At 72.3% G+C, this 24,977-nt stretch carries 22 protein-coding genes and 1 tRNA gene; 17 read left to right on the top strand and 6 right to left on the bottom strand.

Features of this window, described 5'->3' with window-relative positions; translation table 11 throughout:
- The first annotated feature begins 12 nt into the window (after positions 1 to 12).
- Positions 13 to 1,359 carry an MFS transporter gene (locus tag IO29_RS09540; protein ID WP_234307515.1) on the top strand — a complete coding sequence of 449 codons (1,347 nt, stop codon included), beginning with the start codon at positions 13 to 15 and terminating at the stop codon, positions 1,357 to 1,359.
- A 137-nt stretch (positions 1,360 to 1,496) separates the two neighbouring features.
- On the top strand, positions 1,497 to 2,354 hold the full coding sequence (locus tag IO29_RS09535) for an endonuclease I family protein (RefSeq protein ID WP_030379860.1): 858 nt from the start codon (positions 1,497 to 1,499) through the stop codon (positions 2,352 to 2,354).
- A 60-nt stretch (positions 2,355 to 2,414) separates the two neighbouring features.
- On the opposite strand, the gene speB is transcribed toward IO29_RS09535, so the two are convergent.
- Entirely contained in the window at positions 2,415 to 3,395 is a 981-nt protein-coding gene (gene speB / locus IO29_RS09530) for an agmatinase (protein ID WP_030379859.1), read from the bottom strand.
- A 263-nt stretch (positions 3,396 to 3,658) separates the two neighbouring features.
- Here speB and IO29_RS09525 point away from each other — a divergent pair, with 263 nt between their 5' ends.
- The 3 genes from IO29_RS09525 (at position 3,659) to IO29_RS09515 (ending at position 6,793) form a co-directional block, all read left to right on the top strand.
- Positions 3,659 to 4,816, top strand: a complete 1,158-nt coding sequence (locus IO29_RS09525) for an acyl-CoA dehydrogenase family protein (RefSeq protein ID WP_030379858.1) — start codon at positions 3,659 to 3,661, stop codon at positions 4,814 to 4,816.
- A gap of 88 nt (positions 4,817 to 4,904) precedes the next feature.
- Complete coding sequence (locus IO29_RS09520) at positions 4,905 to 5,786, top strand: acyl-CoA thioesterase (protein ID WP_030379857.1); 882 nt, start codon at positions 4,905 to 4,907, stop codon at positions 5,784 to 5,786.
- Between the two features lie 5 nt (positions 5,787 to 5,791).
- Positions 5,792 to 6,793, top strand: coding sequence for a cation diffusion facilitator family transporter (locus IO29_RS09515; protein WP_030379856.1), 1,002 nt, complete (start codon positions 5,792 to 5,794; stop codon positions 6,791 to 6,793).
- Positions 6,794 to 6,821: 28 nt separating this feature from the next.
- Here the strand turns inward: IO29_RS09515 and IO29_RS09510 are convergent, their stop codons facing one another.
- Both IO29_RS09510 and IO29_RS09505 read right to left on the bottom strand, forming a co-directional pair.
- Complete coding sequence (locus tag IO29_RS09510; RefSeq protein WP_030379855.1) at positions 6,822 to 7,616, bottom strand: phosphatase; 795 nt, start codon at positions 7,614 to 7,616, stop codon at positions 6,822 to 6,824.
- Positions 7,617 to 7,915: 299 nt separating this feature from the next.
- Positions 7,916 to 8,506 carry an SACE_7040 family transcriptional regulator gene (locus IO29_RS09505; RefSeq protein WP_030379854.1) on the bottom strand — a complete coding sequence of 197 codons (591 nt, stop codon included), beginning with the start codon at positions 8,504 to 8,506 and terminating at the stop codon, positions 7,916 to 7,918.
- Positions 8,507 to 8,591: 85 nt separating this feature from the next.
- Between IO29_RS09505 and IO29_RS09500 the strand changes: the two genes are divergently transcribed.
- The 8 genes from IO29_RS09500 (at position 8,592) to IO29_RS09465 (ending at position 18,437) form a co-directional block, all read left to right on the top strand.
- Complete coding sequence (locus tag IO29_RS09500; protein ID WP_030379853.1) at positions 8,592 to 10,214, top strand: carboxyl transferase domain-containing protein; 1,623 nt, start codon at positions 8,592 to 8,594, stop codon at positions 10,212 to 10,214.
- 38 nt (positions 10,215 to 10,252) lie between these two features.
- Positions 10,253 to 12,190, top strand: coding sequence for an acetyl/propionyl/methylcrotonyl-CoA carboxylase subunit alpha (locus IO29_RS09495; RefSeq protein ID WP_030379852.1), 1,938 nt, complete (start codon positions 10,253 to 10,255; stop codon positions 12,188 to 12,190).
- Positions 12,187 to 13,152 (top strand): hydroxymethylglutaryl-CoA lyase, encoded by a 966-nt coding sequence (locus IO29_RS09490; protein WP_030379851.1) that lies wholly within the window; start codon positions 12,187 to 12,189, stop codon positions 13,150 to 13,152. The genes IO29_RS09495 and IO29_RS09490 overlap by 4 nt, the downstream gene beginning before the upstream one ends.
- Before the next feature lie 3 nt (positions 13,153 to 13,155).
- Positions 13,156 to 14,316, top strand: coding sequence for an acyl-CoA dehydrogenase family protein (locus IO29_RS09485; protein WP_030379850.1), 1,161 nt, complete (start codon positions 13,156 to 13,158; stop codon positions 14,314 to 14,316).
- 114 nt (positions 14,317 to 14,430) lie between these two features.
- Positions 14,431 to 15,480 (top strand): ABC transporter substrate-binding protein, encoded by a 1,050-nt coding sequence (locus tag IO29_RS09480; RefSeq protein WP_030379849.1) that lies wholly within the window; start codon positions 14,431 to 14,433, stop codon positions 15,478 to 15,480.
- 133 nt (positions 15,481 to 15,613) lie between these two features.
- On the top strand, positions 15,614 to 15,871 hold the full coding sequence (locus IO29_RS09475; RefSeq protein ID WP_030379848.1) for a hypothetical protein: 258 nt from the start codon (positions 15,614 to 15,616) through the stop codon (positions 15,869 to 15,871).
- A gap of 31 nt (positions 15,872 to 15,902) precedes the next feature.
- On the top strand, positions 15,903 to 17,720 hold the full coding sequence (gene glmS, locus IO29_RS09470) for a glutamine--fructose-6-phosphate transaminase (isomerizing) (protein ID WP_030379847.1): 1,818 nt from the start codon (positions 15,903 to 15,905) through the stop codon (positions 17,718 to 17,720).
- Positions 17,721 to 17,741: 21 nt separating this feature from the next.
- A complete protein-coding gene (locus IO29_RS09465; protein WP_030379846.1) occupies positions 17,742 to 18,437 on the top strand; it encodes a cupin domain-containing protein in 696 nt (231 codons plus the stop codon).
- A 95-nt stretch (positions 18,438 to 18,532) separates the two neighbouring features.
- On the opposite strand, the gene IO29_RS09460 is transcribed toward IO29_RS09465, so the two are convergent.
- Together IO29_RS09460 and IO29_RS09455 are read right to left on the bottom strand one after the other, a co-directional pair.
- Positions 18,533 to 19,105, bottom strand: coding sequence for a GPR1/FUN34/YaaH family transporter (locus IO29_RS09460; protein WP_030379845.1), 573 nt, complete (start codon positions 19,103 to 19,105; stop codon positions 18,533 to 18,535).
- Between the two features lie 140 nt (positions 19,106 to 19,245).
- Positions 19,246 to 19,773: a universal stress protein gene (locus IO29_RS09455; protein WP_030379844.1), complete on the bottom strand. Its 528-nt coding sequence runs from the start codon at positions 19,771 to 19,773 to the stop codon at positions 19,246 to 19,248.
- Positions 19,774 to 20,181: 408 nt separating this feature from the next.
- On the opposite strand from IO29_RS09455, the gene IO29_RS36440 reads away from it, so the two are divergent.
- From IO29_RS36440 to IO29_RS09440, 4 genes are all read left to right on the top strand, one after another.
- Positions 20,182 to 20,625 (top strand): hypothetical protein, encoded by a 444-nt coding sequence (locus IO29_RS36440; RefSeq protein WP_078618279.1) that lies wholly within the window; start codon positions 20,182 to 20,184, stop codon positions 20,623 to 20,625.
- Positions 20,626 to 21,012: 387 nt separating this feature from the next.
- A complete protein-coding gene (locus IO29_RS09450) occupies positions 21,013 to 22,290 on the top strand; it encodes a helix-turn-helix domain-containing protein (RefSeq protein WP_030379843.1) in 1,278 nt (425 codons plus the stop codon).
- Positions 22,291 to 22,437: 147 nt separating this feature from the next.
- On the top strand, positions 22,438 to 23,040 hold the full coding sequence (gene orn / locus IO29_RS09445; protein WP_030379842.1) for an oligoribonuclease: 603 nt from the start codon (positions 22,438 to 22,440) through the stop codon (positions 23,038 to 23,040).
- Positions 23,041 to 23,167: 127 nt separating this feature from the next.
- Positions 23,168 to 23,240, top strand: a tRNA-His gene (locus IO29_RS09440).
- 93 nt (positions 23,241 to 23,333) lie between these two features.
- Here IO29_RS09440 and IO29_RS09435 read toward each other — a convergent pair.
- Positions 23,334 to 24,845, bottom strand: coding sequence for an alpha/beta hydrolase (locus tag IO29_RS09435; RefSeq protein ID WP_234307514.1), 1,512 nt, complete (start codon positions 24,843 to 24,845; stop codon positions 23,334 to 23,336).
- Positions 24,846 to 24,977 lie beyond the last annotated feature (132 nt).

The raw sequence follows: 24,977 nt of genomic DNA, 5'->3' as shown, positions 1-24,977 counted from the left end.
AGGGTGGTGGCCATGAGCCGCACCCCGTCGACGACCACGCCCCAGACGCCCGAGCCCGAGCCGGGGCCCGCCGGGGCGAGCCCGCGCACCGGCCGCACCGGTCCCGGCGGGCTGCTGCGGCGGGCCGTCGCCGACACCCGGCCGCTCGCCGTGCCGGCCTTCCGGCGCACCTTCCTCGGGCAGGGCGCCGCCCTCGTCGGCGTCATGCTCAGCTCCGTCGCCGTCCCGGTGCAGCTCTACGCGCTGACCGGGTCCTCGCTGGTCGTCGGCCTGAGCGGACTGGTGGGGCTGGCGCCCCTCGTCGTGTTCGGGCTGTACGGCGGCGCCGTCGCCGACGCGGTCGACCGGCGCCGGCTCTACGTGGGCTCCTGCTTCCTGACCTGGGCCGTGACGCTCGCGCTGGTGCTCCAGAGCGTGCTGGACGTGCGTTCCCCGGCGCTGATCCTCGCCCTGGTCGCCGTCCAGTCCGGCGGCTTCGCGGTGTCGTCGTCGGTGCGCGGGGCGATCGTGCCGCTGCTGGTGCCGGCCGGGCAGATCCCGGCCGCCAACGCGCTGCTCTACACCGCCGGCAACCTGGGGCAGGTCCTCGGGCCGCTGCTGGCCGGCCTCCTGATCGCCCTGCCCGGCGGCTTCACCCTCGCCTACGGGGCCGACGGCGTGCTGTTCACGGCGGCGCTGTACGCGGCCCTCCGCCTGCCCCCGCTCCCGCCCGCGGAGCCGGGCGCCGGGCGCCCCGGGCTGCGTTCGGTCCTCGACGGGCTGCGGTTCCTCGGCGGGAACCCCGTGCTGCTGATGTCGTTCGCCGTGGACATCGCGGCGATGGTCCTGGCCACCCCGGAGGCCCTGTTCCCGCAGGCCGCCGCCGAGCGGTTCCACGGCGGCGTGGGCCCGCTGTACGCGGCGATCGCCCTCGGCTCGCTCGCGGCAGGGCTGTTCAGCGGGTGGATCGGCCGGGTGCGGCGCCAGGGCGTGGCGCTCACCCTCGCGGTCGTCGTCTGGGCGGCGGCCGTCGCCGCCGCCGGGTTCACGCGCAGCCTGTGGACGGCGGTCGCGCTGCTCGCGCTGGCCGGGGCCGCGGACCTGGTCAGCGCCGTCTACCGGCAGACGATGCTGCAAACGTACGCGCCCGACCGGCTGCGGGGCCGGCTCCAGGGCGTGTTCACCGTGGTGGTGGCGGGCGGCCCCCGGCTGGGCGACCTGCGCGCCGGTACGACGGCCGCCGCGGCCTCCCTCACGGTCGCCTGGTCCGGCGCGGCCGTGGTGTGCATGGTGCTCGTCCTGGGCGGCGCCCTGCTCGTACGGCCGTTCTGGACGTACGACGCCGGGGCGGCCACCAGTAGCTCGCGGGACCGCGCCTGAGGCGCCGTCAGCCGCGCCACCGCGCCGATGCCGACGCTTCGCCCGCCGGCTCCCGCGCACCCTTTACACGTTCACATGTTCATGTCACGCTCCCGTCTGCCGCCCCCGTTCAACCCGCGTAGAAGGGGACCCCCCACATGACGGCAGCACGCATCCACCGCAAGGCGGTGGCCTGGGCCACGGCCACCGTTCTGGCCGGCCTCACCGCCCCCGCCCTGACCGCGGCCCCGGCCTCCGCGACACCGGCCTCCCCCACCGCGGTCACCGCGACGACGACCGCGACGGCCACGGCAGCCACCACGAGCCCGTACGACTCGACGTACTACAAGAACGCCGTCGGCAAGACCGGCAGCAGCCTGAAGTCGGCCCTCCACACGATCATCAGCAGCCAGACCAAGATCTCGTACTCCGCGGTCTGGAACGCGCTGAAGGTCACCGACCAGGACCCGAACAACAGCAACAACGTGATCCTGCTGTACAGCGGTGTCTCGCGCAGCAAGTCCCTCAACGGCGGGGACGTCGGCGACTGGAACCGCGAGCACACCTGGGCCAAGTCCCACGGCGACTTCGGCACCGCGACCGGCCCCGGCACCGACCTTCACCACCTGCGCCCCGCCGACGTCCAGGTCAACGGCGTCCGCGGCAACCTGGACTTCGACAACGGCGGCAGCACGGTCACCAACGGCGGCGGCAGCCGCGTGGACTCCGACTCCTTCGAGCCGCGCGACACGGACAAGGGCGACGTCGCCCGCATGATCCTCTACATGGCCGTGCGCTACGAGGGCGACGACGGCTTCGCCGACCTGGAGCCCGACGAGAAGATCGACAACGGCAGCGCCCCGTACATCGGCAAGCTCTCGGTCCTCAAGGCGTGGAACGAGCAGGACCCGCCCAGCGCCTTCGAGGAGAAGCGCAACGACGTCATCTACGACACCTACCAGCACAACCGCAACCCGTTCATCGACCACCCGGAGTGGGTCGAGTCGATCTGGTAGGCGCCGGCACGGCGGCCGCACGCCCTGCCCCGACTCCTCCGAGTGACCGGGGCCGAGGCGTCACCGCCCGTCGGAGTCGCCCCGCTCCCCCGCGATCCCCCGCGTCATCAGCGTCGTCAGCTCGTACGCCGTGTGGGACGCGGCGACCGACGTGATCTCGGCGTGGTCGTACGCGGGGGCGACCTCGACGACGTCCGCGGAGACCAGGTTGCAGGGGGCCAGGCCGCGCAGGATCTCCAGGAGTTCGCGGGAGGTCATGCCGCCCGCCTCCGGGGTGCCGGTGCCCGGGGCGTGGGCGGGGTCGAGGCAGTCGATGTCGATGGAGACGTAGAGGGGACGGTCGCCGATGCGCTGCCTGAGCTGGTCGGCGACCTCGTCCGCGCCGCGCCGGTAGACGTCCGCCGAGGTGACGATGCCGAAGCCCATCTTCTCGTCGTCGGTGAGGTCCTGCTTGCCGTAGAGCGGGCCGCGCGTGCCGACATGGGAGAGGGCGGAGGTGTCGAGGATGCCCTCCTCGACGGCCCGCCGGAACGGGGTGCCGTGGGTGTACGCGGCGCCGAAGTACGTGTCCCACGTGTCCAGGTGGGCGTCGAAGTGGAGCAGCGCGACCGGCCCGTGCCTCTTCGCCACCGAGCGCAGCAGCGGGAGCGCGATGGTGTGGTCGCCGCCGAGGGTCATCAGGCGGGCGCCGGTGCCGAGCAGCTCGTCGGCGGCCGCCTCGATCGTCTCGACGGCCTCCTCGATGTGGAACGGGTTCACCGCGATGTCGCCGGCGTCCGCGACCTGCGCGAGGGCGAACGGGGAGGCGTCCTGCGCCGGGTTGTAGGGGCGCAGCAGCCGGGACGCCTCGCGGATCGCGTTGCCGCCGAAGCGGGCGCCGGGCCGGTAGGAGACGCCGGAGTCGAACGGCACGCCCACAACGGCGACGTCGGCACGTCCGCCGACCTCGTCGAGCCGGGGCAGCCGGGCGAAGGTCGCCGGGCCCGCGTACCGGGGGACGCGGGAGGAGTCGACGGGGCCGCGGGGCGTCTCGCTGCTCATGGGGTGCTGCCTCTTTCTGCGTGCGGTGAGCTGCCCGGACGGGCGGTGTCCGGGGTACCGGGACGGCCGCCGGCCGGGGGGCGCACACGGTGGCGTGCGCGGACACGACCCTAACCGGAGCCCCGGACGCGCGGCCCCCGCGTGACGAGCGTTACGGCCGCACTTCCCGCCCGCCCTGGACGCCGGTCCCTACCCGTCGGTACCTTGGTGTCTGAGCAAGCGCTTAGACAAGCTCGCGCAGATGACGTTCGAGGGAGGCGGCAGTGCGCCGTACGGTGTTCAACGAGGATCACGAGGCGTTCCGGGAGACCCTCCGCGCCTTCATCGAGGCCGAGGTCGTACCGGCGTACGACGAGTGGTTCACGCAGGGCATCGTGCCCCGCGAGTTCTACTACAAGCTCGCCGAGCTGGGCCTCTTCGGCATCAACGTGCCCGAGGAGTTCGGCGGCGCCGGCCTGGAGAGCCACAAGTTCGAGGCGATCCAGTACGAGGAGACCGCCCGCGCGGGCGTGACCTTCGGCGGCTCCGGCGTGCACGTCCTGCTCGCGCTCCCCTACATCAAGATGCTCGCCACCGACGAGCAGAAGAAGCGCTACCTGCCGAAGTTCGTCTCCGCCGAGGAGATGTGGGCGATCGCGATGACCGAGCCGGGCACCGGCTCCGACCTCGCCGGCATGAAGACCACGGCCAAGCTCAGCGAGGACGGCACGCACTACGTCCTCAACGGCGCCAAGACCTTCATCACCGGCGGCGTCCACGCCGACCGCGTCATCGTCTGCGCCCGCACCGCCCCGCCCACCGCCGAGGACCGCCGCTTCGGCATCTCCCTCTTCGCCGTGGACACCACGTCCGAGGGCTACTCGGTCGGCCGCAAGCTGGACAAGCTGGGCCTGAAGACCTCCGACACCGCCGAACTCGCGTTCGTCGACGTCAAGGTCCCGGCCGAGGACCTGCTCGGCGAGGAGAACAAGGGCTTCCACTACCTCGGCGCCAACCTGCCCTCCGAGCGCTGGGGCATCGCCTTCGGCGCGTACGCGCAGGCCAAGGCCGCCGTCCGATTCGCCAAGAGTTACGTGCAGGACCGCACGGTCTTCGGCAAGACGGTCGCCAGCTTCCAGAACACCAAGTTCGAGCTGGCCGCCTGCCAGGCCGAGGTGGACGCCGCCGAGGCGGTCGCCGACCGCGCCCTGGAGGCCCTGGACGCCGGAGAGCTGACGGCCGCCGAGGCCGCCTCCGCCAAGCTGTTCTGCACCGAGGTCGCCCACCGCGTCATCGACCGCTGCCTCCAGCTCCACGGCGGCTACGGCTACATGAACGAGTACCCCATCGCCCGTCTGTACGCCGACAACCGGGTCAACCGCATCTACGGCGGCACCAGCGAGATCATGAAGTCGATCATCGCGAAGAACATGGGGCTGTGACCGGCCCCGGCACCGGTCCCGACCGCCGTCCCGGCCACGGCCCCGGCCCGGCACCGCGCACGGAGAACACGCAGGATAGAACTGACATATGAGTCAGGCACTTCAGTCACTGCTCGATCTGCTCGACCTGGAGCAGATCGAGCGGGACATCTTCCGCGGCCACTCCCGGCCCGCCGTCGTCCCCCGGGTCTTCGGCGGGCAGGTGGCCGCGCAGGCGCTCGTCGCGGCCGGCCGCACGGTCCCCGAGGACCGGCACGCGCACTCCCTGCACGCGTACTTCCTGCGGCCGGGCGACCCGGGCGCGCCGATCGTCTACTCCGTCGACCGCATCCGCGACGGCCGCTCCTTCACCACCCGCCGTGTGGTCGCCGTCCAGCACGGACAGCCGATCTTCCATCTCTCCGCCTCCTTCCAGGTGTACGAGGAGGGGCTGGACCACCAGGCCCCGATGCCGTCCGCCCCGGACCCGGCGACCCTGCCCACCTCCGCGGAGCGGCTGCGTTCGTACGAGCATCTGCACCCGGCGGTGGTGGAGCGGTTCCTGGAGGTCCGCGAGGCGGTCGACCTGCGCTACGTCGACGAGCCGCCGTACGGCCGCTTCGGCGAGCCGCGCGAGCCGCACTCCCAGGTGTGGTTCCGCACCAACGGCAAGCTGGAGGGCGCGATCGACACGCCCCTGCTGCACGTCGTCCTCGCCACCTACGTCTCCGACATGACCCTCCTCGACTCCGTGCTGCTCGCGCACGGCCGGGGCGGCTGGGCCGTCGGGGACGTCGTCGGCGCCTCGCTCGACCACGCGATGTGGTTCCACCGGCCGTTCCGCGCCGACGAGTGGCTGCTGTACGACCAGGAGTCGCCGTCGGCCTCCGGGGGCCGCGGTCTCGGCCAGGCCCGCATCCACACCCAGGACGGCAGTCTGGCGATATCGGTGATCCAGGAAGGCGTGGTCCGCGTTCCGCGGGAACACTGACATGCATGGCGCACACGGACACGGAACCGGAACCGGCTGAGGACACCGGCCAACAGGACGGCGGCGGCGAGAGCACCTTCACGGTGGTCGTCGCCGCCCTCGCCAATCTCGGCATCGCGGTGGCCAAGGCCGTCGCGGGGCTGATCAGCGGCTCCAGCGCGATGCTGTCGGAGGCCGCGCACTCGGTCGCCGACACCGTCACCGAGGTACTGCTGCTCACCGCGCTCAAACGCAGCGCGAAACCCGCCGACGAGGAACATCCGCTCGGCTACGGCCCCGAGCGCTACATCTGGGCCCTGCTCGCCGCCGTCGCCACGTTCGTCGGCGGCGCGGTCTTCTCCCTGTACGACGGCATCCACACCCTGACGTCGGGCGAGGAACTGGGCGACCCGCTGGCCTCGTACATCGTGCTCGCCGTCGCCTTCGTCCTGGAGGGCTTCTCGCTGCGCACGGCGGTGCGCCAGGCGCGCGGGGAGGCGGCCAGGCTGAGGGTCCCCTTCGGGCGCTATCTGCGGCGCACCAGCGACACCGCGGTCAAGGCGGTGGTCATGGAGGACTCGGCGGCCCTGATCGGCCTGCTGCTCGCGGCGGGCGGCCTGCTGGGCGGGCAGCTCACCGGCTCCGGGGTGTGGGACGGCGTCGCCTCGCTGTGCATCGGCGCGCTGCTGCTGTACGTCGCCTGGGTGCTCGGCCGGTCCAACGCCGAACTGCTGATCGGGCGTCCGCTGCCGCGGTCCGTGCGGGAGCGGATCCGGGCGGAGCTGGTGGCGGTGGAGCACATCGAGGCCGTACTGGAGCTGACGACGCTGGTGCAGGGGCCGAAGGAGGCGCTGGTGGCGGCGAAGGTCGACTTCCGGGACGTGTCGACGGCGGCCCAGATCGAATGGGCGTGCGAGCAGGCGGAGCAGCGGCTGCGGGCGGCGGTCCCCTCCGTGAGCCGGGTGTACCTGGACCCGACGCCGGGGTTCGCCCAGCGGCGGGCGGAGGGGCTGAACCCGTGGCCGTGAGGACGGGGTTCAGCCCCTCCCGCCACCGTCAGCCGAGCAGTCCCGCCTGGTCCAGGAGGTAGGCCGTCATCGGGTCGTAGTGGCGGGGGCTCGTGACGTGGTCGTCGAGGGGGACGGCCACCTGGAGCGTGCCCTCGGACTCGGCGAGGAAGAGGGCGGGGTCGTTGCAGTCGGCGTAGCCGATCGCGTCGACGCCGTCCTGGGCGGCGCGGCCGGCCCAGCCGTGGTCGGCGACGACGAGGTCGGGTGCCGGGTCGCCGTCGCGCTCCAGGCCCTGGAGGATCGCCCGCATGGGTTCACCCGAGTGGGTGTGCCAGAGGCTGGCGCCGTGTTCCAGGACGGCGACGTCGGCGAGCTGCCAGACGTAGCCCTCGTCGGTCTGGAGGCCCTCCGGGATCACGACGATGTCGCAGCCGGCGGCGCGCAGGGCGGCGGCGGTGGCGCGGTGGACGTCCAGGAGGCCGCCGGGGTGGCCGGTGGCGAACAGGACGCGCTGACGGCCGTCGGCGGCCTTGCGGAGGCGGGCGGCCATGCGGTCGAGGGCGTCGACGGTGAGGTCGGGGTCGATGGTGTCCTGGCCGTAGCGGTACTCGGGGTCGTCGTTGACGCCGACGCGTTCCGCCATGACCGCGAGGACGTCCTGCTCGTCGGTCCAGCGGTCGCCGAGCTCCAGGCCGAGCCAGAAGTTGCGGTCGCCGTTGGCCAGCTTGCGGTAGTGGGAGAGGTTGTTCTCGCGGGGGGTGGCGACGTCGCCCGCGATGCGGGTGCGGACGAGGTGATCGACGAGGTCGGCGCGGCTGGGGGGCGTCCCGGGTATCGGCATGCCCCCATTGTGTACGGTGCCTCGCCCCCGCCGCCCTTACCCTTCCCATCCCCAGGGGCTCCGCCCCTTCGACCCCAGCGGGGGCTCCGCCCCCTGCACCCCCGGGTACGTCGTCGGCCGCGGGCCGGTGGGGCTTCTCGCGCAGTTCCCCGCGCCCCTCAAAGCCAGGGGGCGCCCCCTGCTTTTAAGGGGCGCGGGGCTGTGTCAATGTGCGGCTCCGCCGCGTGGGCGCGATCAACCACGACGCACCCGCACCCGCCGAACCGCAGAAGCCCCCGAGCTATAAGGCGCCCCCCCGCTCAGCCCGCCGCCGAGGCGAACGCGCCGCGGGCCATGTCCCGCAGCAGCGACGCCGTCGCGGCGCGCCCCGGCAGGGCGCCACGACGACCCAGATGCGGCGTGCTGTTCAGCAGGCCGAACACCGCGTGGACCGCCGCCCGCGCGACCGGCTCCAGGAGCCCGGGGTACACCTCCCGCAGCACCTCCACCCACAGCTCCACGTACTGCCGCTGAAGCTGCCGCACCAGCTTGCGGTCACTGTCGCGCAAGCGGTCCAGCTCGCGGTCGTGCAGAGTGATGAGCGGACGGTCGTCGAGCGCGAAGTCGATGTGGCCCTCGATGAGCGAGTCCAGCACCGCCCCGGGATCGCCGGCCGCCTCGGCCGCCCGCCGCCGGCCGCCGGTCAGCAGCTGTCCGCTGATCCCGACCAGCAGCTCCGCCAGCATCGCGTCCTTGCCCGCGAAGTGCCGGTAGAGCCCGGGTCCGCTGATGCCGACCGCCGCACCTATCTCGTCGACGCCCACGCCGTGGAACCCGCGTTCGGCGAAGAGGCGCGCGGCCTCCTTGAGGATCTGCTCGCGGCGGGTCGGGGCGTCGGTTCTCGTGGCCATGAAAACAATTCTAGACATCCACGTTAGCGGTCGTTAACCTGGACGGAGTGCGTTAACGCTCATTAACACGTGAGGGGACCGCAGGATGCAACAGGCACCGGAGCTGACCAGCGCGGCGGACCCCGCGTCGGCGGCCTGGCGGGCCAACGAGTCGGCGCACCGCGCGCTCGTCGAGGAGCTGCGCGGCCGGCTCGCCGCGGCCCGCGCGGGCGGCGGCGAGCGGGCCCGCGCCCGGCACACCGCGCGTGGCAAGCTGCTGCCGCGGGACAGGGTGGACACCCTGCTCGACCCCGGCTCCCCCTTCCTGGAGCTGGCCCCGCTGGCCGCCGAGGGGATGTACGACGGGCAGGCCCCGGCGGCCGGGGTGATCGCCGGGATCGGCCGGATCAGCGGGCGCGCGTGCGTGGTCGTCGCCAACGACGCCACGGTCAAGGGCGGCACGTACTACCCGATGACGGTCAAGAAGCACCTGCGCGCCCAGGAGGTCGCGCTGGAGAACCGCCTGCCGTGCGTCTACCTGGTCGACTCCGGCGGGGCCTTCCTGCCGATGCAGGACGAGGTCTTCCCCGACCGCGAGCACTTCGGACGGATCTTCTACAACCAGGCCCGCATGTCCGGCGCCGGCATCCCCCAGATCGCGGCGGTCCTCGGCTCCTGCACGGCCGGCGGGGCGTACGTCCCGGCGATGAGCGACGAGGCGGTGATCGTCCGCGGCCAGGGCACGATCTTCCTGGGCGGCCCCCCGCTGGTGAAGGCGGCCACCGGCGAGGTCGTCACCGCCGAGGAGCTGGGCGGCGGCGAGGTCCACTCCCGCACCTCCGGCGTCACGGACCACCTCGCGGAGGACGACGCGCACGCGCTGCGGATCGTCCGGAACATCGTCTCCACGCTCCCCGCGCGCGGCGAGCCGCCCTGGGAGGTCACCGCGGCCGTCGAGCCGAAGGTGGACCCCTACGGCCTGTACGGCGCGGTGCCGGTCGACTCCCGCACGCCGTACGACGTACGGGAGGTCATCGCCCGCGTGGTGGACGGCTCGCGGTTCGCGGAGTTCAAGGCGGAGTTCGGCCAGACCCTGGTCACCGGCTTCGCCCGGATCCACGGCCACCCGGTCGGCATCGTCGCCAACAACGGCATCCTGTTCTCCGAGTCGGCCCAGAAGGGCGCGCACTTCATCGAACTGTGCGACCAGCGCGGCATCCCGCTGCTCTTCCTCCAGAACATCTCCGGCTTCATGGTCGGCAAGGACTACGAGGCCGGCGGCATCGCCAAGCACGGCGCCAAGATGGTCACGGCCGTCGCCTGCACCCGCGTCCCGAAACTCACGGTCGTCGTCGGCGGTTCGTACGGCGCGGGGAACTATTCGATGTGCGGGCGGGCGTACTCGCCCCGCTTCCTGTGGATGTGGCCGAACGCCAAGATCTCGGTGATGGGCGGCGAGCAGGCCGCCTCCGTCCTCGCCACGGTCAAGCGGGACCAGCTGGAGGGGCGCGGCGAGGAGTGGCCGGCCGAGGCGGAGGAGTCCTTCAAGGCCCCGATCCGCGACCGGTACGAACAGCAGGGCAACGCCTACTACGCCACGGCCCGGCTGTGGGACGACGGCGTGATCGACCCGCTGGAGACCCGCCAGGTGCTGGGCCTGGCCCTGACCGCGTGCGCCCACGCCCCGCTGCCGCCGAAGGCGGACGGCTTCGGCGTCTTCCGGATGTGAGGGGGACCATGACCACGACCGAAACCACGCCCATGACGATGTTCGACACGGTGCTGGTGGCCAACCGGGGCGAGATCGCCGTCCGCGTGATCCGCACCCTGCGGGCGCTGGGCGTGCGCTCGGTGGCCGTCTTCTCCGACGCGGACGCGGACGCCCGGCACGTCCGCGAGGCCGACACGGCGGTACGGCTGGGCCCGGCCCCGGCAGCCGAGAGCTATCTGTCGGTGGAGCGGCTGCTGGAGGCCGCCGCCCGCAGCGGCGCCCGGGCGGTGCACCCGGGGTACGGCTTCCTCGCGGAGAACGCCGGCTTCGCGCGCGCCTGCGCCGAGGCGGGGCTGGTCTTCATCGGCCCGCCCGCCGACGCGATCGCCCTGATGGGCGACAAGATCCGCGCCAAGGAGACGGTGCGGGCGGCCGGGGTCCCGGTGGTGCCCGGCTCCAGCGGCTCCGGGCTCACCGACGAGGAGCTGGCGGCCGCCGCCCGGGAGATCGGCGCTCCCGTGCTGCTCAAGCCCAGCGCGGGCGGCGGCGGCAAGGGCATGCGGCTGGTGCGGGACACCGGGGCGCTGGCGGAGGAGATCGCCGCCGCCCGCCGCGAGGCCCGCGCCTCCTTCGGCGACGACACCCTCCTGGTCGAACGCTGGATCGACCGCCCCCGACACATCGAGATCCAGGTGATGGCCGACGCGCACGGGAACGTGGTGCACCTGGGCGAGCGCGAGTGCTCCCTCCAGCGCCGCCACCAGAAGATCGTCGAGGAGGCGCCCAGCGTCCTGCTCGACGAGGCCACACGCGCGGCGATGGGCGAGGCCGCGGTCCAGGCCGCCCGCTCCTGCGGCTACCGGGGCGCGGGCACGGTGGAGTTCATCGTCCCCGGCGGCGACCCGTCGTCGTACTACTTCATGGAGATGAACACCCGCCTCCAGGTGGAGCATCCGGTGACGGAGTTCGTCACGGGTCTCGACCTGGTCGAGTGGCAGCTGCGGGTGGCGGCCGGGGAGCCGCTGGGGTACCGCCAGGAGGACATCCGCCTCACCGGCCACGCGGTGGAGGCCCGGCTGTGCGCGGAGGACCCTTCCCGCGGATTCCTCCCCTCCGGCGGCCGGGTGCTGGCGCTGCGCGAGCCGCAGGGCGACGGGGTGCGCAGCGACTCCGGGCTCAGCGAGGGCACGGAGGTCGGCAGCCTCTACGACCCGATGCTGTCCAAGGTGATCGCCTACGGCCCCGACCGCGCGACGGCGCTGCGCAGGCTGCGGGCGGCCCTGGCGGACACGGTGACGCTGGGCGTGCCGACCAACGCGGGGTTCCTGCGCCGGCTGCTGGCCCACCCGGCGGTGGTGGCGGGCGAGCTGGACACGGGCCTGGTGGAACGGGAGGCCGACGGCCTCGTGCCGACCGAGGTGCCCGAGGAGGTGTACGAGGCCGCCGCCGCCGTACGCCTGGACGCGCTCGCGCCCCGCACGGAGGGCTGGACCGACCCGTTCTCGGTGCCCAGCGGCTGGCGCATGGGCGGGCAGCCGGCGCCCGTCTCCTTCGACCTGCGCGTCACGGGACTCGAACCCGTGACGCACACCCCGCGCGGCACGCACCACGTCACGGCCGACCGCGTCACCGTGACGCTGGACGGCGTCACGCACACCTTCCACCACTCCGGCGACTGGCTCGGCCGGGACGGCGACGCCTGGCAGGTGCGGGACCACGACCCGGTCGCCGCCTCCCTCACCCGCGCCGCGCACGCCGGGGCGGACGCCCTGACCGCGCCCATGCCCGGCACGGTGACGGTGGTGAAGGTGGCCGTCGGCGACGAGGTGGCGGCCGGGCAGAGCCTGCTGGTGGTGGAGGCGATGAAGATGGAGCACGTCATCTCCGCCCCGCACGCCGGCACGGTCGCCGAGCTGGACGTCACCCCGGGCACGGCGGTCGCCATGGACCAGGTGCTCGCCGTACTGGCACCGCTCGAGGAGGGCGAGGAATGACGGCTCAGGAACTCCCCATGGCCGTACCCGCGCCGGGGCTGCCGGCCAGGGTCCGCATCCACGAGGTCGGCGCACGCGACGGCTTGCAGAACGAGTCGGCGACGGTGCCGACGGCGGTGAAGGCCGAGTTCGTCCACCGGCTGGCCGAGGCGGGCCTGACGACGATCGAGGCGACGAGCTTCGTGCACCCCAAGTGGGTGCCCCAACTGGCCGACGCGGAGCAGTTGTTCCCTCTGGTGAGCGAGTTGCCGGTGGCGCTGCCGGTCCTCGTGCCGAACGAACGGGGCCTGGAGCGGGCGCTCGCGCTGGGCGCCCGCCGGGTCGCCGTCTTCGCCAGCGCCACGGAGTCCTTCGCCAGGGCCAACCTCAACCGCACGGTGGACGAGGCGCTGGCGATGTTCGCCCCGGTGGTGTCCCGGGCGAAGACGGAGGGCGGGCATGTCCGGGGCTATCTCTCCATGTGCTTCGGCGACCCCTGGGAGGGCCCGGTCCCGGTGGCGCAGGTGGTCCGGGTCTGCCGGGCCCTCATGGACCTGGGGTGCGACGAACTGAGCCTGGGCGACACGATCGGCGTGGCCACCCCCGGCCATGTCACGGCACTGCTGTCCGCGCTGAACGAGGCCGGGGTGCCCACCGGCGCCCTCGGCGTCCACTTCCACGACACCTACGGCCAGGCCCTCGCCAACACCCTGGCCGCCCTCCAGCACGGCGTCACCACCGTGGACGCCTCCGCGGGCGGCCTCGGCGGCTGCCCGTTCGCCAAGTCCGCCACCGGCAACCTCGCCACCGAGGACCTGGTGTGGATGCTCCGGGGCCTCGGCATCGAGACCGGAGTCGACCTGGACCGTCTTGTCGCCACGAGCGAGTGGATGGCCGGGCACCTGGGCCGCCCCAGCCCGTCCCGCACCGTCCGCGCCCTGTCCCCCCGGGCCTCTCAGGCCGCCTCCCACAAGGAGCAGTGACCCATGGACCACAAGCTCTCCCCCGAGCTGGAGGAACTCCGCCGCACGGTCGAGGAGTTCGCCCACGACGTCGTCGCCCCCAAGATCGGCGACTTCTACGAGCGGCACGAGTTCCCGTACGAGATCGTCCGCGAGATGGGCCGGATGGGCCTGTTCGGGCTGCCGTTCCCGGAGGAGTACGGCGGCATGGGCGGCGACTACTTCGCGCTCGGCATCGCCCTGGAGGAGCTGGCCCGGGTCGACTCCTCCGTCGCCATCACCCTGGAGGCCGGGGTCTCGCTCGGCGCCATGCCCCTGCATCTGTTCGGTACGGAGGAGCAGAAGCGCGAGTGGCTCCCCCGGCTCTGCGCGGGCGAGATCCTGGGCGCCTTCGGCCTCACCGAGCCCGAGGGCGGCTCCGACGCGGGCGCGACGCGCACCACGGCCCGTCTGGACGAGAAGACGGACGAGTGGGTGATCAACGGCACCAAGTGCTTCATCACCAACTCCGGCACGGACATCACGGGCCTGGTCACGGTGACGGCGGTGACGGACCGCAAGCCGGACGGCCGGCCGGTCATCTCCTCGATCATCGTCCCGTCCGGCACCCCGGGCTTCACGGTCGCGGCCCCGTACTCGAAGGTCGGCTGGAACGCGTCGGACACCCGGGAGCTGTCCTTCGCCGACGTCCGGGTCCCGGCGGCCAATCTGCTGGGGGAGGTGGGCCGGGGCTACGCACAGTTCCTGCGCATCCTGGACGAGGGCCGCATCGCGATCGCCGCGCTGGCCACCGGTCTCGCGCAGGGCTGTGTGGACGAGTCGGTGAAGTACGCGAAGGAGCGCAAGGCGTTCGGCCGGCACATCGGCGCGTACCAGGCCATCCAGTTCAAGATCGCCGACATGGAGACCAAGGCCCACACCTCCCGCCTCGCCTGGCGCGACGCGGCCTCCCGCCTGGTCTCCGGCGACCCCTTCAAGAAGGAGGCGGCCCTGGCGAAGCTGTACTCGTCCACGATCGCGGTCGACAACGCCCGCGAGGCCACGCAGATCCACGGCGGCTACGGCTTCATGAACGAGTACCCGGTGGCGCGGATGTGGCGGGACGCCAAGATCCTGGAGATCGGCGAGGGCACGAGCGAGGTACAGCGCATGCTGATCGCGAGGGAGCTGGGCCTGACGAGCTGACGCCGACGCACAGGTGAGGAGGACCCCACCCCCGGACGCAGTGTGAGGTTAGGCTAACCTACTTTCGAACTCGTCCGGCGGGCCACCCCCGCCCCGTTCGAAGGCAGCCACCGCATGTTCAACGCCCGTGTCTCCCGTCCCACCCGCCGCGGCGTCCTCGCCGCCGGCGGCGCCCTCGGCCTCGGTGCCGTGCTCGCGGCCTGCGGCGACGAGGACGCGAAAGGCGGCGGCTCGGGCGACGGGTCCGGGGCGGGCACGTCGGGTTCCTGGACCTTCAAGGACGACCGCGGCCAGGCCGCGAAGGCCGGCAAGGTCCCGTCGAACATCGTCGCGTTCGTCGGCGTGGCCGCCGCGCTGCACGACTACGGCGTGAGCGTGAAGGGCGTCTTCGGCCCCACGAAGACCAAGGACGGCAAGGCGGACGTCCAGGCCGGTGACATGGACGTCAGCAAGGTGACGATCCTGGGCAACGAGTGGGGTCAGTTCAACATCGAGAAGTACGCGGCCCTCGCCCCGGACCTCCTCGTCTCCACGATGTTCGACGACGCCGGCACGCTCTGGTACGTCCCCGAGGAGTCCAAGAAGAAGATCGAGGCCGTCGGCGCGCCGAGCGTCGGCATCTCCGTCTACGACCGCCAGCTGCCCGAGCCGCTCCAGCGGATGCTGGCGCTCGCCAAGACGCTCGGCGCGGACACCTCCTCGAAGGAGATCGCCGCCGCCAAGAAGCGGTTCGAGGACGCCGCCACCCGGCTGCGCGCCGCAGCCAAGGCCCACCCCGACATCAAGGTCCTGGTGGGTTCCGCGAGCCAGGACATCTTCTACGTCTCCGGCACCGACCTCTCCATCGACCTGGAGTACTTCAAGGCCCTCGGCGTCCGCTTCGTCGAGCCGTCCGAGGCCGCCAAGAAGGAGAGCGGCGGCTGGTTCGAGAACCTCAGCTGGGAGAACGTCGACAAGCACCCGGCCGACATCATCATGATGGACAACCGCACCTCCGCCATCCAGCCGGCCGACATCACCGAGGCCACGTGGAAGAAGCTGCCCGCGGTCAAGGCGGGCCAGGTCATCCCGCGCAACCCCGAGCCGATCCTGTCGTACGACAAGTGCGCACCGCTCCTCGAGGACCTCGCCAAGGCGATCGAGAGCGCCAAGAAGGTGAGCTGAGCGCGCCAACGGTACGAGCGACCGCGCACGTTGACCGGCCCGGGGCGGGATGCCCCGGGCCGACCCATAGCACCTTGCCCGAAATCGGGCAGGAATCTTGCGAATCCGTTGGGCTTACTCCAGGATCTAGCGGGTGCACGACGAACTTGTTGACCATCTGACGCGCTCCACGCCCCTCAGCCGGGGCGAGGCGCTGCGCGTGGTCCAGGACGTGCTCGCCTACTTCGACGAGAGCACCGAGGCGTACGTCCGCCGCCGGCACCGCGAACTCCAGGCCCAGGGCCTGGTGAACGCGTCCATCTTCGAACGGATAGAGGCGGACCTGAAGTACCGCGCGGTCTCGCCGCCGGATCTCACGCTCCGCCAGCTGCGCCGCATCGTCTACGGCTGAGCACCGAAAACCAAGGGACAAAAGGTTACATATGTGCGGAATCGTCGGATACATCGGTAGGCGCGATGTGGCGCCCCTGCTCCTTGAGGGTCTTCAGCGGCTGGAGTACCGCGGCTACGACTCGGCCGGCATCGTCGTCACCAGCCCCAAGGCGACCGGTCTGAAGATGGTCAAGGCCAAGGGCCGGGTGCGCGATCTGGAGGCCAAGGTCCCCGCGCGCTTCAAGGGCACCGTCGGCATCGCCCACACCCGCTGGGCCACCCACGGCGCCCCGTCCGACGCCAACGCGCACCCGCACATGTCGGCCGACAGCAAGGTCGCCGTCGTCCACAACGGCATCATCGACAACGCCGCCGACCTGCGGAAGAAGCTGGAGGCGGACGGCGTCGAGTTCCTCTCCGAGACCGACACCGAGGTCCTCACCCACCTCGTCGCCCGCTCCGAGGCGACGAAGCTCGAGGACAAGGTGCGCGAGGCGCTGCGCGTCGTCGAGGGCACGTACGGCATCGCCGTCATGCACGCCGACTTCCCCGACCGCATCGTGGTGGCCCGCAACGGCTCCCCCGTCGTGCTCGGCATCGGCGAGAAGGAGATGTTTGTCGCCTCCGACGTGGCCGCGCTCGTCACCCACACCCGGCAGATAGTCACGCTGGACGACGGCGAGATGGCCACCCTCAAGGCCGACGACTTCCGCACCTACACCACCGAGGGCACCCGCACCACGGCGGAGCCCACCACGGTGGAGTGGGAGGCCGAGTCGTACGACATGGGCGGCCACGACACCTACATGCACAAGGAGATCCACGAGCAGGCCGAGGCCGTCGACCGCGTGCTGCGCGGCCGGATCGACGACCGGTTCTCCACCGTGCACCTGGGCGGCCTCAACCTCGGCGCCCGCGAGGCGCGTGCGGTGCGGCGGGTGAAGATCCTGGGCTGCGGCACGTCGTACCACGCCGGCATGATCGGCGCGCAGATGATCGAGGAGCTGGCCCGCATCCCCGCCGACGCCGAGCCGGCCTCCGAGTTCCGCTACCGCAACGCGGTCGTGGACCCGGACACGCTGTACGTCGCCGTCTCGCAGTCCGGCGAGACCTACGACGTGCTGGCCGCCGTGCAGGAGTTGAAGCGCAAGGGCGCGCGGGTGCTCGGCGTGGTCAACGTGGTGGGTTCGGCGATCGCGCGCGAGGCCGACGGCGGCATCTATGTGCACGCCGGGCCCGAGGTGTGCGTGGTGTCCACCAAGTGCTTCACCAACACCACCGTCGCGTTCGCGCTGCTCGCGCTGCACCTGGGACGTACGCGGGATCTGTCGGTGCGGGACGGGAAGCGGATCATCGAGGGGCTGCGGCGGCTGCCGGGACAGATCAACGAGGTGATGAAGCAGGAGGAGGAGATCAAGCGGCTGGCCGAGCAGTACGCGCAGGCCCGCTCGATGCTCTTCATCGGCCGGGTGCGGGGGTACCCGGTGGCCCGGGAGGCCTCGTTGAAGCTGAAGGAGGTCTCGTACATCCACGCGGAGGCGTACCCGGCCTCCGAGCTGAAGCACGGGCCGCTGGCGCTGATCGAGCCGGCGCTGCCGACGGTCGCCATCGTTCCGGACGACGATCTGCTGGAGAAGAACCGGGCGGCGCTGGAGGAGATCAAGGCGCGCAGCGGGCAGATCCTGGCGGTGGCGCACCAGGAGCAGGTGAAGGCCGACCAGACGATCGTCGTCCCGAAGAACGAGGACGAGCTGGACCCGATCCTCATGGGCATCCCGCTCCAACTCCTCGCCTACCACACGGCGTTGGCGCTCGGCCGGGACATCGACAAGCCGCGTAACCTGGCGAAGTCGGTGACGGTGGAGTAGGCGAGCGAACGGAACAGAACGATGGCGAGTCACACGTCGGTCTTCGGGCCCGGCAACTGGGTGGCGGCCCCCGGGACGGGGGACGGCCCGGAGCGGGCCTGGACGAAGGAGTTGCTGACCTCCGGGGCGGGTGACGCCTTCTCGCTGCTGCGGCTGGCCGCGGGGGGCACCTCGCGGCCGGCCGGCTCCGTGGACGACCGGATACTCGTACTGGACGGCGCGCTGTCGTTCCCGGACGGCGACGGACAGGGCCGGCCGCTGCGCAGGGGCGCGTACGCCGCCCTGCCGGCCACCGGCGGAACGGCCGTGACCAGCGCCGAGGGCGCCCTGGCCCTGGTGCTCTCCGGCCGCCGGCTGGGACCCCCCGCCGAGGACGTCTTCGGTCCGCAGGGGTGGCAGCGGACGGGGCCGGGGCAGTGGTCCCGGCTCCTCCTCGACGTGGTGCTCGACGAGAGCTTCGACGAGCGGGTCGTGGGGCTGGCCCATTTCGAGCCGGGTTCCTTCGCGCCCAGGCATCCGCACCGCACGGCACACCGGTTCCTGTTCCTGGACGGCGAGGCCGACGACGAGTGGGTCCTCCCCGACGGAAGCCGGCACACCGCGCGCCGGGCCGCGGGCGACTTCGTCGACTACCCCTTCCCGATCGAGCACCAGACCTTCAGCAGGACCGGCTGCACGATCCTCTTCCTGCACGAGCCGCTGCCCGCCGGGGCCTGACCCCGTTCAGGACGGTTCCCCCGTGCGCGCACGGCGCCGCGCGGGAACCGTCCTGACGGTCCCGGGGACCGCCCCTCCCCGGGGCCGGGCGGCAGTCAGCCCGTCGCCGTCACACGACGGCCGGCCGCCCCGCGCCGCACGGCCGTCGGCCAGTGGGCCAGGGCCGCCGTCGCCGCGTACCAGGCGACCGCGCCCGCCGCCACGGCGAACCAGCCGCCGACCTTGCCGAGGGCGTCGCTGTCCGCGAGGACGGCTATGGCGAGGAGGACCAGGGAGACGAAGAACAGGCCGTAGGTGCCCTGGTCGAGTACGCCGTCGCCGGCCGCGCCGAGGGTCAGGGTCAGCGCCACGAGGGCGAAGAGCAGCAGGAACAGTCCGGCCGCGTTGTCGGACACCTGGTCGCCGGCCGAGACGGCCCAGGTGAACCACAGGGCGCCGAGCGCCGCGAACGCGGTGCCGCTGCCGGTGTCATGGTCGCGGAAGGCCAGCAGGCCGACGAGGAAGAGGGCGACTCCCCCGACGTAGTGGGCGAGTGACACGGCGTTGGCCGCCGTCACGCCGTCGATCACGCCGGTGTGTCCGAGGCCGAAGGCCAACAGGGTGATGCCCAGGGCGAGTCGGCCGGCGACGGTGGTCGTGCTGCTTCCCGCGGAGACGTCATTGTCCACGACGGGCTCCCTTCATGCGTGCTTGTGAAGTTGTGCGGTGCCCGGTATATGCCCTTCACATGCGCGCAAACACTCTCTACGCGCGGGTAACTTCACAGCGCGTCAGGATGGGGCTCCGGTACGTTCCCGCCGGGGAACGCTCAGGGGATGACGACCACCGGGCGGCGGGCGCGCTTGGCCAGGCGGCCGGCGACCGAGCCGAACAGGCGGCCCACGAGCCCGTGCGTGGAGCCGACGACGATCGCGTCGGCCTCGTACTCCTGCCCGACCTCCTCGAGCTCGTGGCAGATGTCGCCACCGCGCTCGACCAGGATCCAGGGCACTTCGCAGAGGTAGTCCGCGCAGGCCAGTTCGAGCCCGAGCACCTCGGTGCGGTGGTCCGGGACGTCGACGAAGACCGGTGGCTCGCAGCCGGCCCACACCGTGGTGGGCAGCCGGTTGGCGACGTGCACGATGATCAGGCCGGAGCGGAAGCGCTGGGCCATGCCGATCGCGTAGGAGAGGGCGCGCTCGCTGGAGGTGGAACCGTCGAAGCCGACGACCACACCGTGCTGGAACGCGGGATCGCAGGACGCGCGGCTCTCGTCCGACGCCAGCGGGTCGGCCGAGGCGGGCTCGGCGACCGACCGTTTGCGGTCCGCGGGTTCGAAGAATTCGTGACCGGCCATGGGTGTCTCGGCGTTGTGATCCTCGTCGGGGACGGCGGTGTGCGGGAAGACGGCGGTGCGCGGCTGAACTCGTGTCCGGGAAACGTCTTTCCCGGCCCATACCCCAAAGGGTACGGCGGCACGCCTTCCCGGCCCAGGGAGCGGGCCCGGATCCCGCGCTGGCCGCGCGGGGTTCCCCGGAGCATGCACGAGCCACCGCCCCCGGCGCAACGGTTCCTGTGCCCTACAGGTGTCACCACGGCGGCTTCACGGCGACTTCACAGCATCTTCCCGGACATCCGGCGCTTTCCGGGCATCCGCCCCGCGAACACACGGCCGCCCTCCCCGCGAACGCAACCCGATCATCGCAGTGACCGCCGGCGGCACCCCGCGTTGAACCCCGTGAGCCATCGCCCCAGGGAGCCCTTGTTGCCCGTACCCCGTCCGTCCCACGGCCGCCGCCCGCGCGGCCGCACCCGTCCCCACACCCCCGCACAGGACACCGTCGGCGATCTCGTCCGCTGGGCCGCGTTCGCCTGCGTCCTCGTGCCCGTCGTCCTCGTCTGGTACGGCACCTCGCTGGCCGGCGCCACCGGCGCCGCCCTGGGCCTCGCGGCCGTCACCGCCGTCTGCCGCACCCTGCTGCGCCGCTCCGAACGGCACGCCGCCCGGGCGGCCCTTGAAGCCCTGGAGTCACAGCGGCCCCGCCCCGCCCACGCATCCCCCGGGCCACGGGGGCATCAGGAGTCGCGCAGCAGCTCAGGGGGGCGCCAGGCCGCCCATGCACGCACCCGCCAGCCCGCTCACGCCGGGGCGTCCCAGGGAGCGCACAGGGGTGGTCGCCGACCTCGCCGGAATACGCCGGTCGACTGACCGGTTTCCGCGCACGCGCCCGCATGTTTTCGGCCAACTTCCCAGCCATGTGCATGCACCCCCCGAAGACCCCTCCACAGCCCGTTCGACCTGCACCGAAAGGGTCTGGCGGGACGCACGCACCCTATGGGGACCGGCCACCGGGACAAGGCGCACTTCCCTGCACGGCCCGTGAGTGCAACGCTTCGTGATCGAATGCTTTACGCCAAGTTGCCATGTCGACAATCTGCCGGATGGTGAACCGGCCACGCCGGCGCCACGCGACACAGTAGATTCGATCATGACTGTCTTACGGCGGGGGACTCGTGCTGGACCGAGGGGAAACGTGTTGGAGCGACAGACCCGAAGCATGGAGGGCGCCGCGACCACCGAGGGGGGCTTAGCAGTATGAGCCACGACTCCACTGCCGCGCCGGAAGCCGCGGCCCGGAAACTCTCCGGGCGCCGCCGCAAGGAGATCGTCGCGGTGCTGCTGTTCAGCGGTGGCCCCATCTTCGAGAGTTCCATACCGCTGTCGGTGTTCGGGATCGACCGCCAGGACGCCGGAGTGCCGCGCTACCGCCTGCTGGTGTGCGGCGGCGAGGAGGGCCCGCTGCGGACCACGGGGGGCCTCGAACTGACCGCACCGCATGGGCTGGAGGCGATATCCCGCGCCGGCACGGTCGTCGTACCGGCCTGGCGTTCGATCACATCACCGCCGCCGGAGGAGGCGCTCGACGCACTGCGCCGGGCGCACGAGGAGGGCGCGCGGATCGTCGGGCTGTGCACCGGCGCCTTCGTGCTGGCCGCCGCCGGACTGCTGGACGGCCGCCCGGCCACCACCCACTGGATGTACGCGCCGACGCTGGCCAAGCGCTACCCGTCGGTGCACGTCGATCCCCGTGAACTCTTCGTGGACGACGGCGACGTGCTGACCAGCGCCGGGACGGCCGCGGGCATCGACCTCTGCCTGCACATCGTGCGGTCGGACCACGGCAACGAGGCGGCCGGCGCGCTGGCCCGCCGCCTGGTGGTGCCCCCGCGCCGCAGCGGCGGCCAGGAGCGCTATCTGGACCGTTCTTTACCGGAGGAGATCGGCGCCGACCCGCTCGCCGAGGTCGTCGCCTGGGCCCTGGAGCACCTCCACGAGCAGTTCGACGTGGAGACGCTGGCCGCCCGCGCGTACATGAGCCGGCGCACGTTCGACCGCCGGTTCCGTTCGCTCACGGGCAGCGCGCCCCTGCAATGGCTGATCACCCAGCGGGTGCTGCAAGCGCAGCGGCTGCTGGAGACCTCCGACTACTCGGTCGACGAGGTCGCGGGCCGCTGCGGGTTCCGCTCGCCGGTGGCGCTGCGCGGGCACTTCCGGCGGCAGCTGGGCTCGTCCCCCGCCGCCTACCGGGCGGCCTACCGGGCCCGCCGTCCGCAGGGCGACCGTCCGGCGGACGCCGAGGGCGCCCCGGCGGCGCTCGCGGGCCCCGGCGGCCCGCAGCCGGCGCCGCAGGAGCCGCCGGCGCAGGTGCCGATGCAGTCGCGGCGCACCGCGGCGGCGAGCGCGCTGGGCGCCGCGGCCTCCGTCTCGGCCCCGGCGCCCGCGCCGGAGCACGGGCACGGCAGGCACGCGCAGGAGATGTACTACGCGGCCAGCGGCCGCGCGGGCGTCCCGGGCTCGCGCGGGGCGCCGTAGCCGCCGCGCGGGCACCCGCACGCGCCGGAAGGGCGGGGCGGGGCACGCCGTACGGACCCGGTCCGGCACGGCGGCCCCGTCCCGCCCGCGCGAGTGGCCGGTGTACGGCGGGTCCGCCGCGCCGCCGCGGGCCATAAGGTAAGGCGCATGAACGATCGCATGGTGTGGATCGACTGCGAGATGACCGGACTCTCGCTGTCCTCCGACGCGCTCATCGAGGTGGCCGCGCTGGTCACCGACTCCGAGCTGAACGTACTGGGCGAGGGGGTGGACATCGTGATCCGGCCGCCGGACGCGGCCCTGGAGACGATGCCGGAGGTGGTGCGCGAGATGCACACCTCCTCGGGCCTGCTGTCCGAACTGGCGTCCGGTACGACGATGGCCGACGCGGAGGAACGGGTGCTCGCCTATGTGCGGGAGCACGTCAAGGAGCCCGGCAAGGCGCCCCTGTGCGGCAACTCCGTGGGCACCGACCGGAACTTCCTGGCCCGGGACATGCCGGCGCTGGAGGGATACCTGCACTACCGCATCGTGGACGTCAGCTCCGTGAAGGAGCTGTCCCGGCGCTGGTACCCGCGGGCGTACTTCAACAGCCCGAAGAAGAAGGGCAACCACCGGGCGCTGGCCGACATCCAGGAGTCGATCGCGGAGCTGCGCTACTACCGCGAGGCGGTCTTCGTCCCCCAGCCGGGGCCGGACTCCGACACGGCCCGCACGATCGCCGCGAAGCACGTCCTCCCCAGCCCCTGACCTGCTTCTCCGGCCCCCGCGGCGGGTCCGGGCACCCCCCGCGAAAAGGCGTGCGCGAGCATCCCCCGGGACCCTGTACACTTTTTCTCGGCCGGTCGGTGGAACACCAGGGAAACCGTCGGTCATGGTGGGTGTAGCTCAGATGGTAGAGCACCTGGTTGTGGTCCAGGATGTCGCGGGTTCGAGTCCCGTCACTCACCCTTTTCGATCAAGGGGTTGCCCCGCGTCCGCGGGACAACCCCTTGATCTTTTTCTTTTCCCCTGCGGGGGCGATACGTCACCGGGCGCCAGGGTCACTTCTGCTTGACGTCGGTGCAGTAGACGTCCTTGCCCGGCAGGCGGCCCGTGGTCAGGAAGTCGACGGTGGCCCTGTCCGCGCAGGCGGAGCCTTCGTTGTAGACGTAGTGACCGCCGTTGTCGACGCCGACCAGGACGGACTTGCGGCCGAGGGCCTTGTGCAGTCCGAGGGCCCCTTCCCACGGGGTGGCGTTGTCGCGGCGGTTCTGGAGGATCAGGGTGTTGCGCGCGCCGGTGCCGGTCACGGTGACGGGCGCCTCCGCCGGCTTCCCCCAGAAGGCGCAGGCCCAGATGTTGGCCGGCATGCCCGCGGTGAGCGGCCACTTCTTCCGGTCGGCGGCGGTGCGGGCGGCGTAGCCGTCGACGTCGTGCGGCCATTCGACGTCGCCGCAGACGAGGGCCAGGAACATGGTGGCCTGGTTGTCCGCGGGGACGCCCGGGGCCGACGGGCTGCCGGCGAACACCTGGTCGAGCACCGCGCGGTCGGTGTCCGTGACGCTCCCCTTGGCCAGATCGTCGGCGGCCTTCCAGACCTGGGTGAGCACCGGCAGGGTGTCGTTGTGCAGAAGCAGGCCGTAGGTGACGTTCCGCAGGGTCGCCCCGTCCAGCGACAGTGAGGTGCCGGGGACGGGTGCGGGCGCGCGGTCGAGCCGGTCGGCGAGCGCGAGGTAGCTCCGGGTCACCTCCTCGACGGTGCCGCCCAGACCGAGGGTGGCGTCCTGCGCCGCGGCGACGCGTGCCGCGTCGGGGAACCGGTCGGCCATGCCCTTGCCCCAGGTGTCCGCCACCTCGTCGGCCCAGACCTTCGCCGGGTTGACGTTGCCCTCCAGGATCATCCGGTCGGTGCGCTGCGGGAACAGCGACCTGTAGACGGCGCCGAGGTAGGTGCCGTAGGACTGGCCCCAGTAGGAAATCCTCCGCTCGCCGAGTGCCTGGCGGATGCGGTCCATGTCCCGGGCGGTGTTGGCGGTGGTGTAGTACTTCAGGTCGTCGCCCGCCGCCGTGGCGCACTGCTTGGCGTCGGCCTTGGCGAGGGCCACGTTCCTGGTGATCGAGCCGTCCGCCGCGGGGAAGGGGAAGAGCCCGGTCACCGTGGGGTCCTTCAGACCGCAGCTCTGCGGGGTGCTGTGCTCGACGCCGCGCGGGTCGAAGCCGATCAGGTCGTAGCGGTCCCGCACGGACTTCGGCAGTGTCGGTGCCATCGTCGCGGGCATGCCGAGGCCGCCCAGGGCCGGGCCTCCGGGGTTCAGCAGCAGGACGCCGCGCCGCTTGCCGGGTTCGGCGGTGGACAGCCGGGAGACCGCCACGTCGATCTTCTTGCCGCCCGGCTTCCGGTAGTTCAGCGGGACCTTCAGCGTTCCGCAGGTCAGCCGGGGGTCCCGGTTCGCCCCCTCGTCCGGCTGTGGACATGCGCCCCAGGTGATCGCGGTCCCGTGCGCGGCCTTCCCGGCCACCATGGCCTCCGCCGCCTGCGCGGTGTCCTGACCCCCGGTGGCACCCTCGGTCACTCCGGTTCCGGTCAGTACGCACACGGCCAGGGCCGCGGCGGACCGGAGGCCTCCGGCGAGACGGTACCCTCCCGAACCGCGCACTCGCTCCATGACGTCGCCCCTCCACTGCTCGGCAGGGCCGAACCGCTC

It is taken from the genome of Streptomyces sp. NRRL F-6676, from assembly GCF_000725625.1.
Lineage (GTDB): Bacteria > Actinomycetota > Actinomycetes > Streptomycetales > Streptomycetaceae > Streptomyces.
Note: the sequence above shows the minus strand (reverse complement) of the source record. Positions and strands in the feature narration are given on the sequence as shown.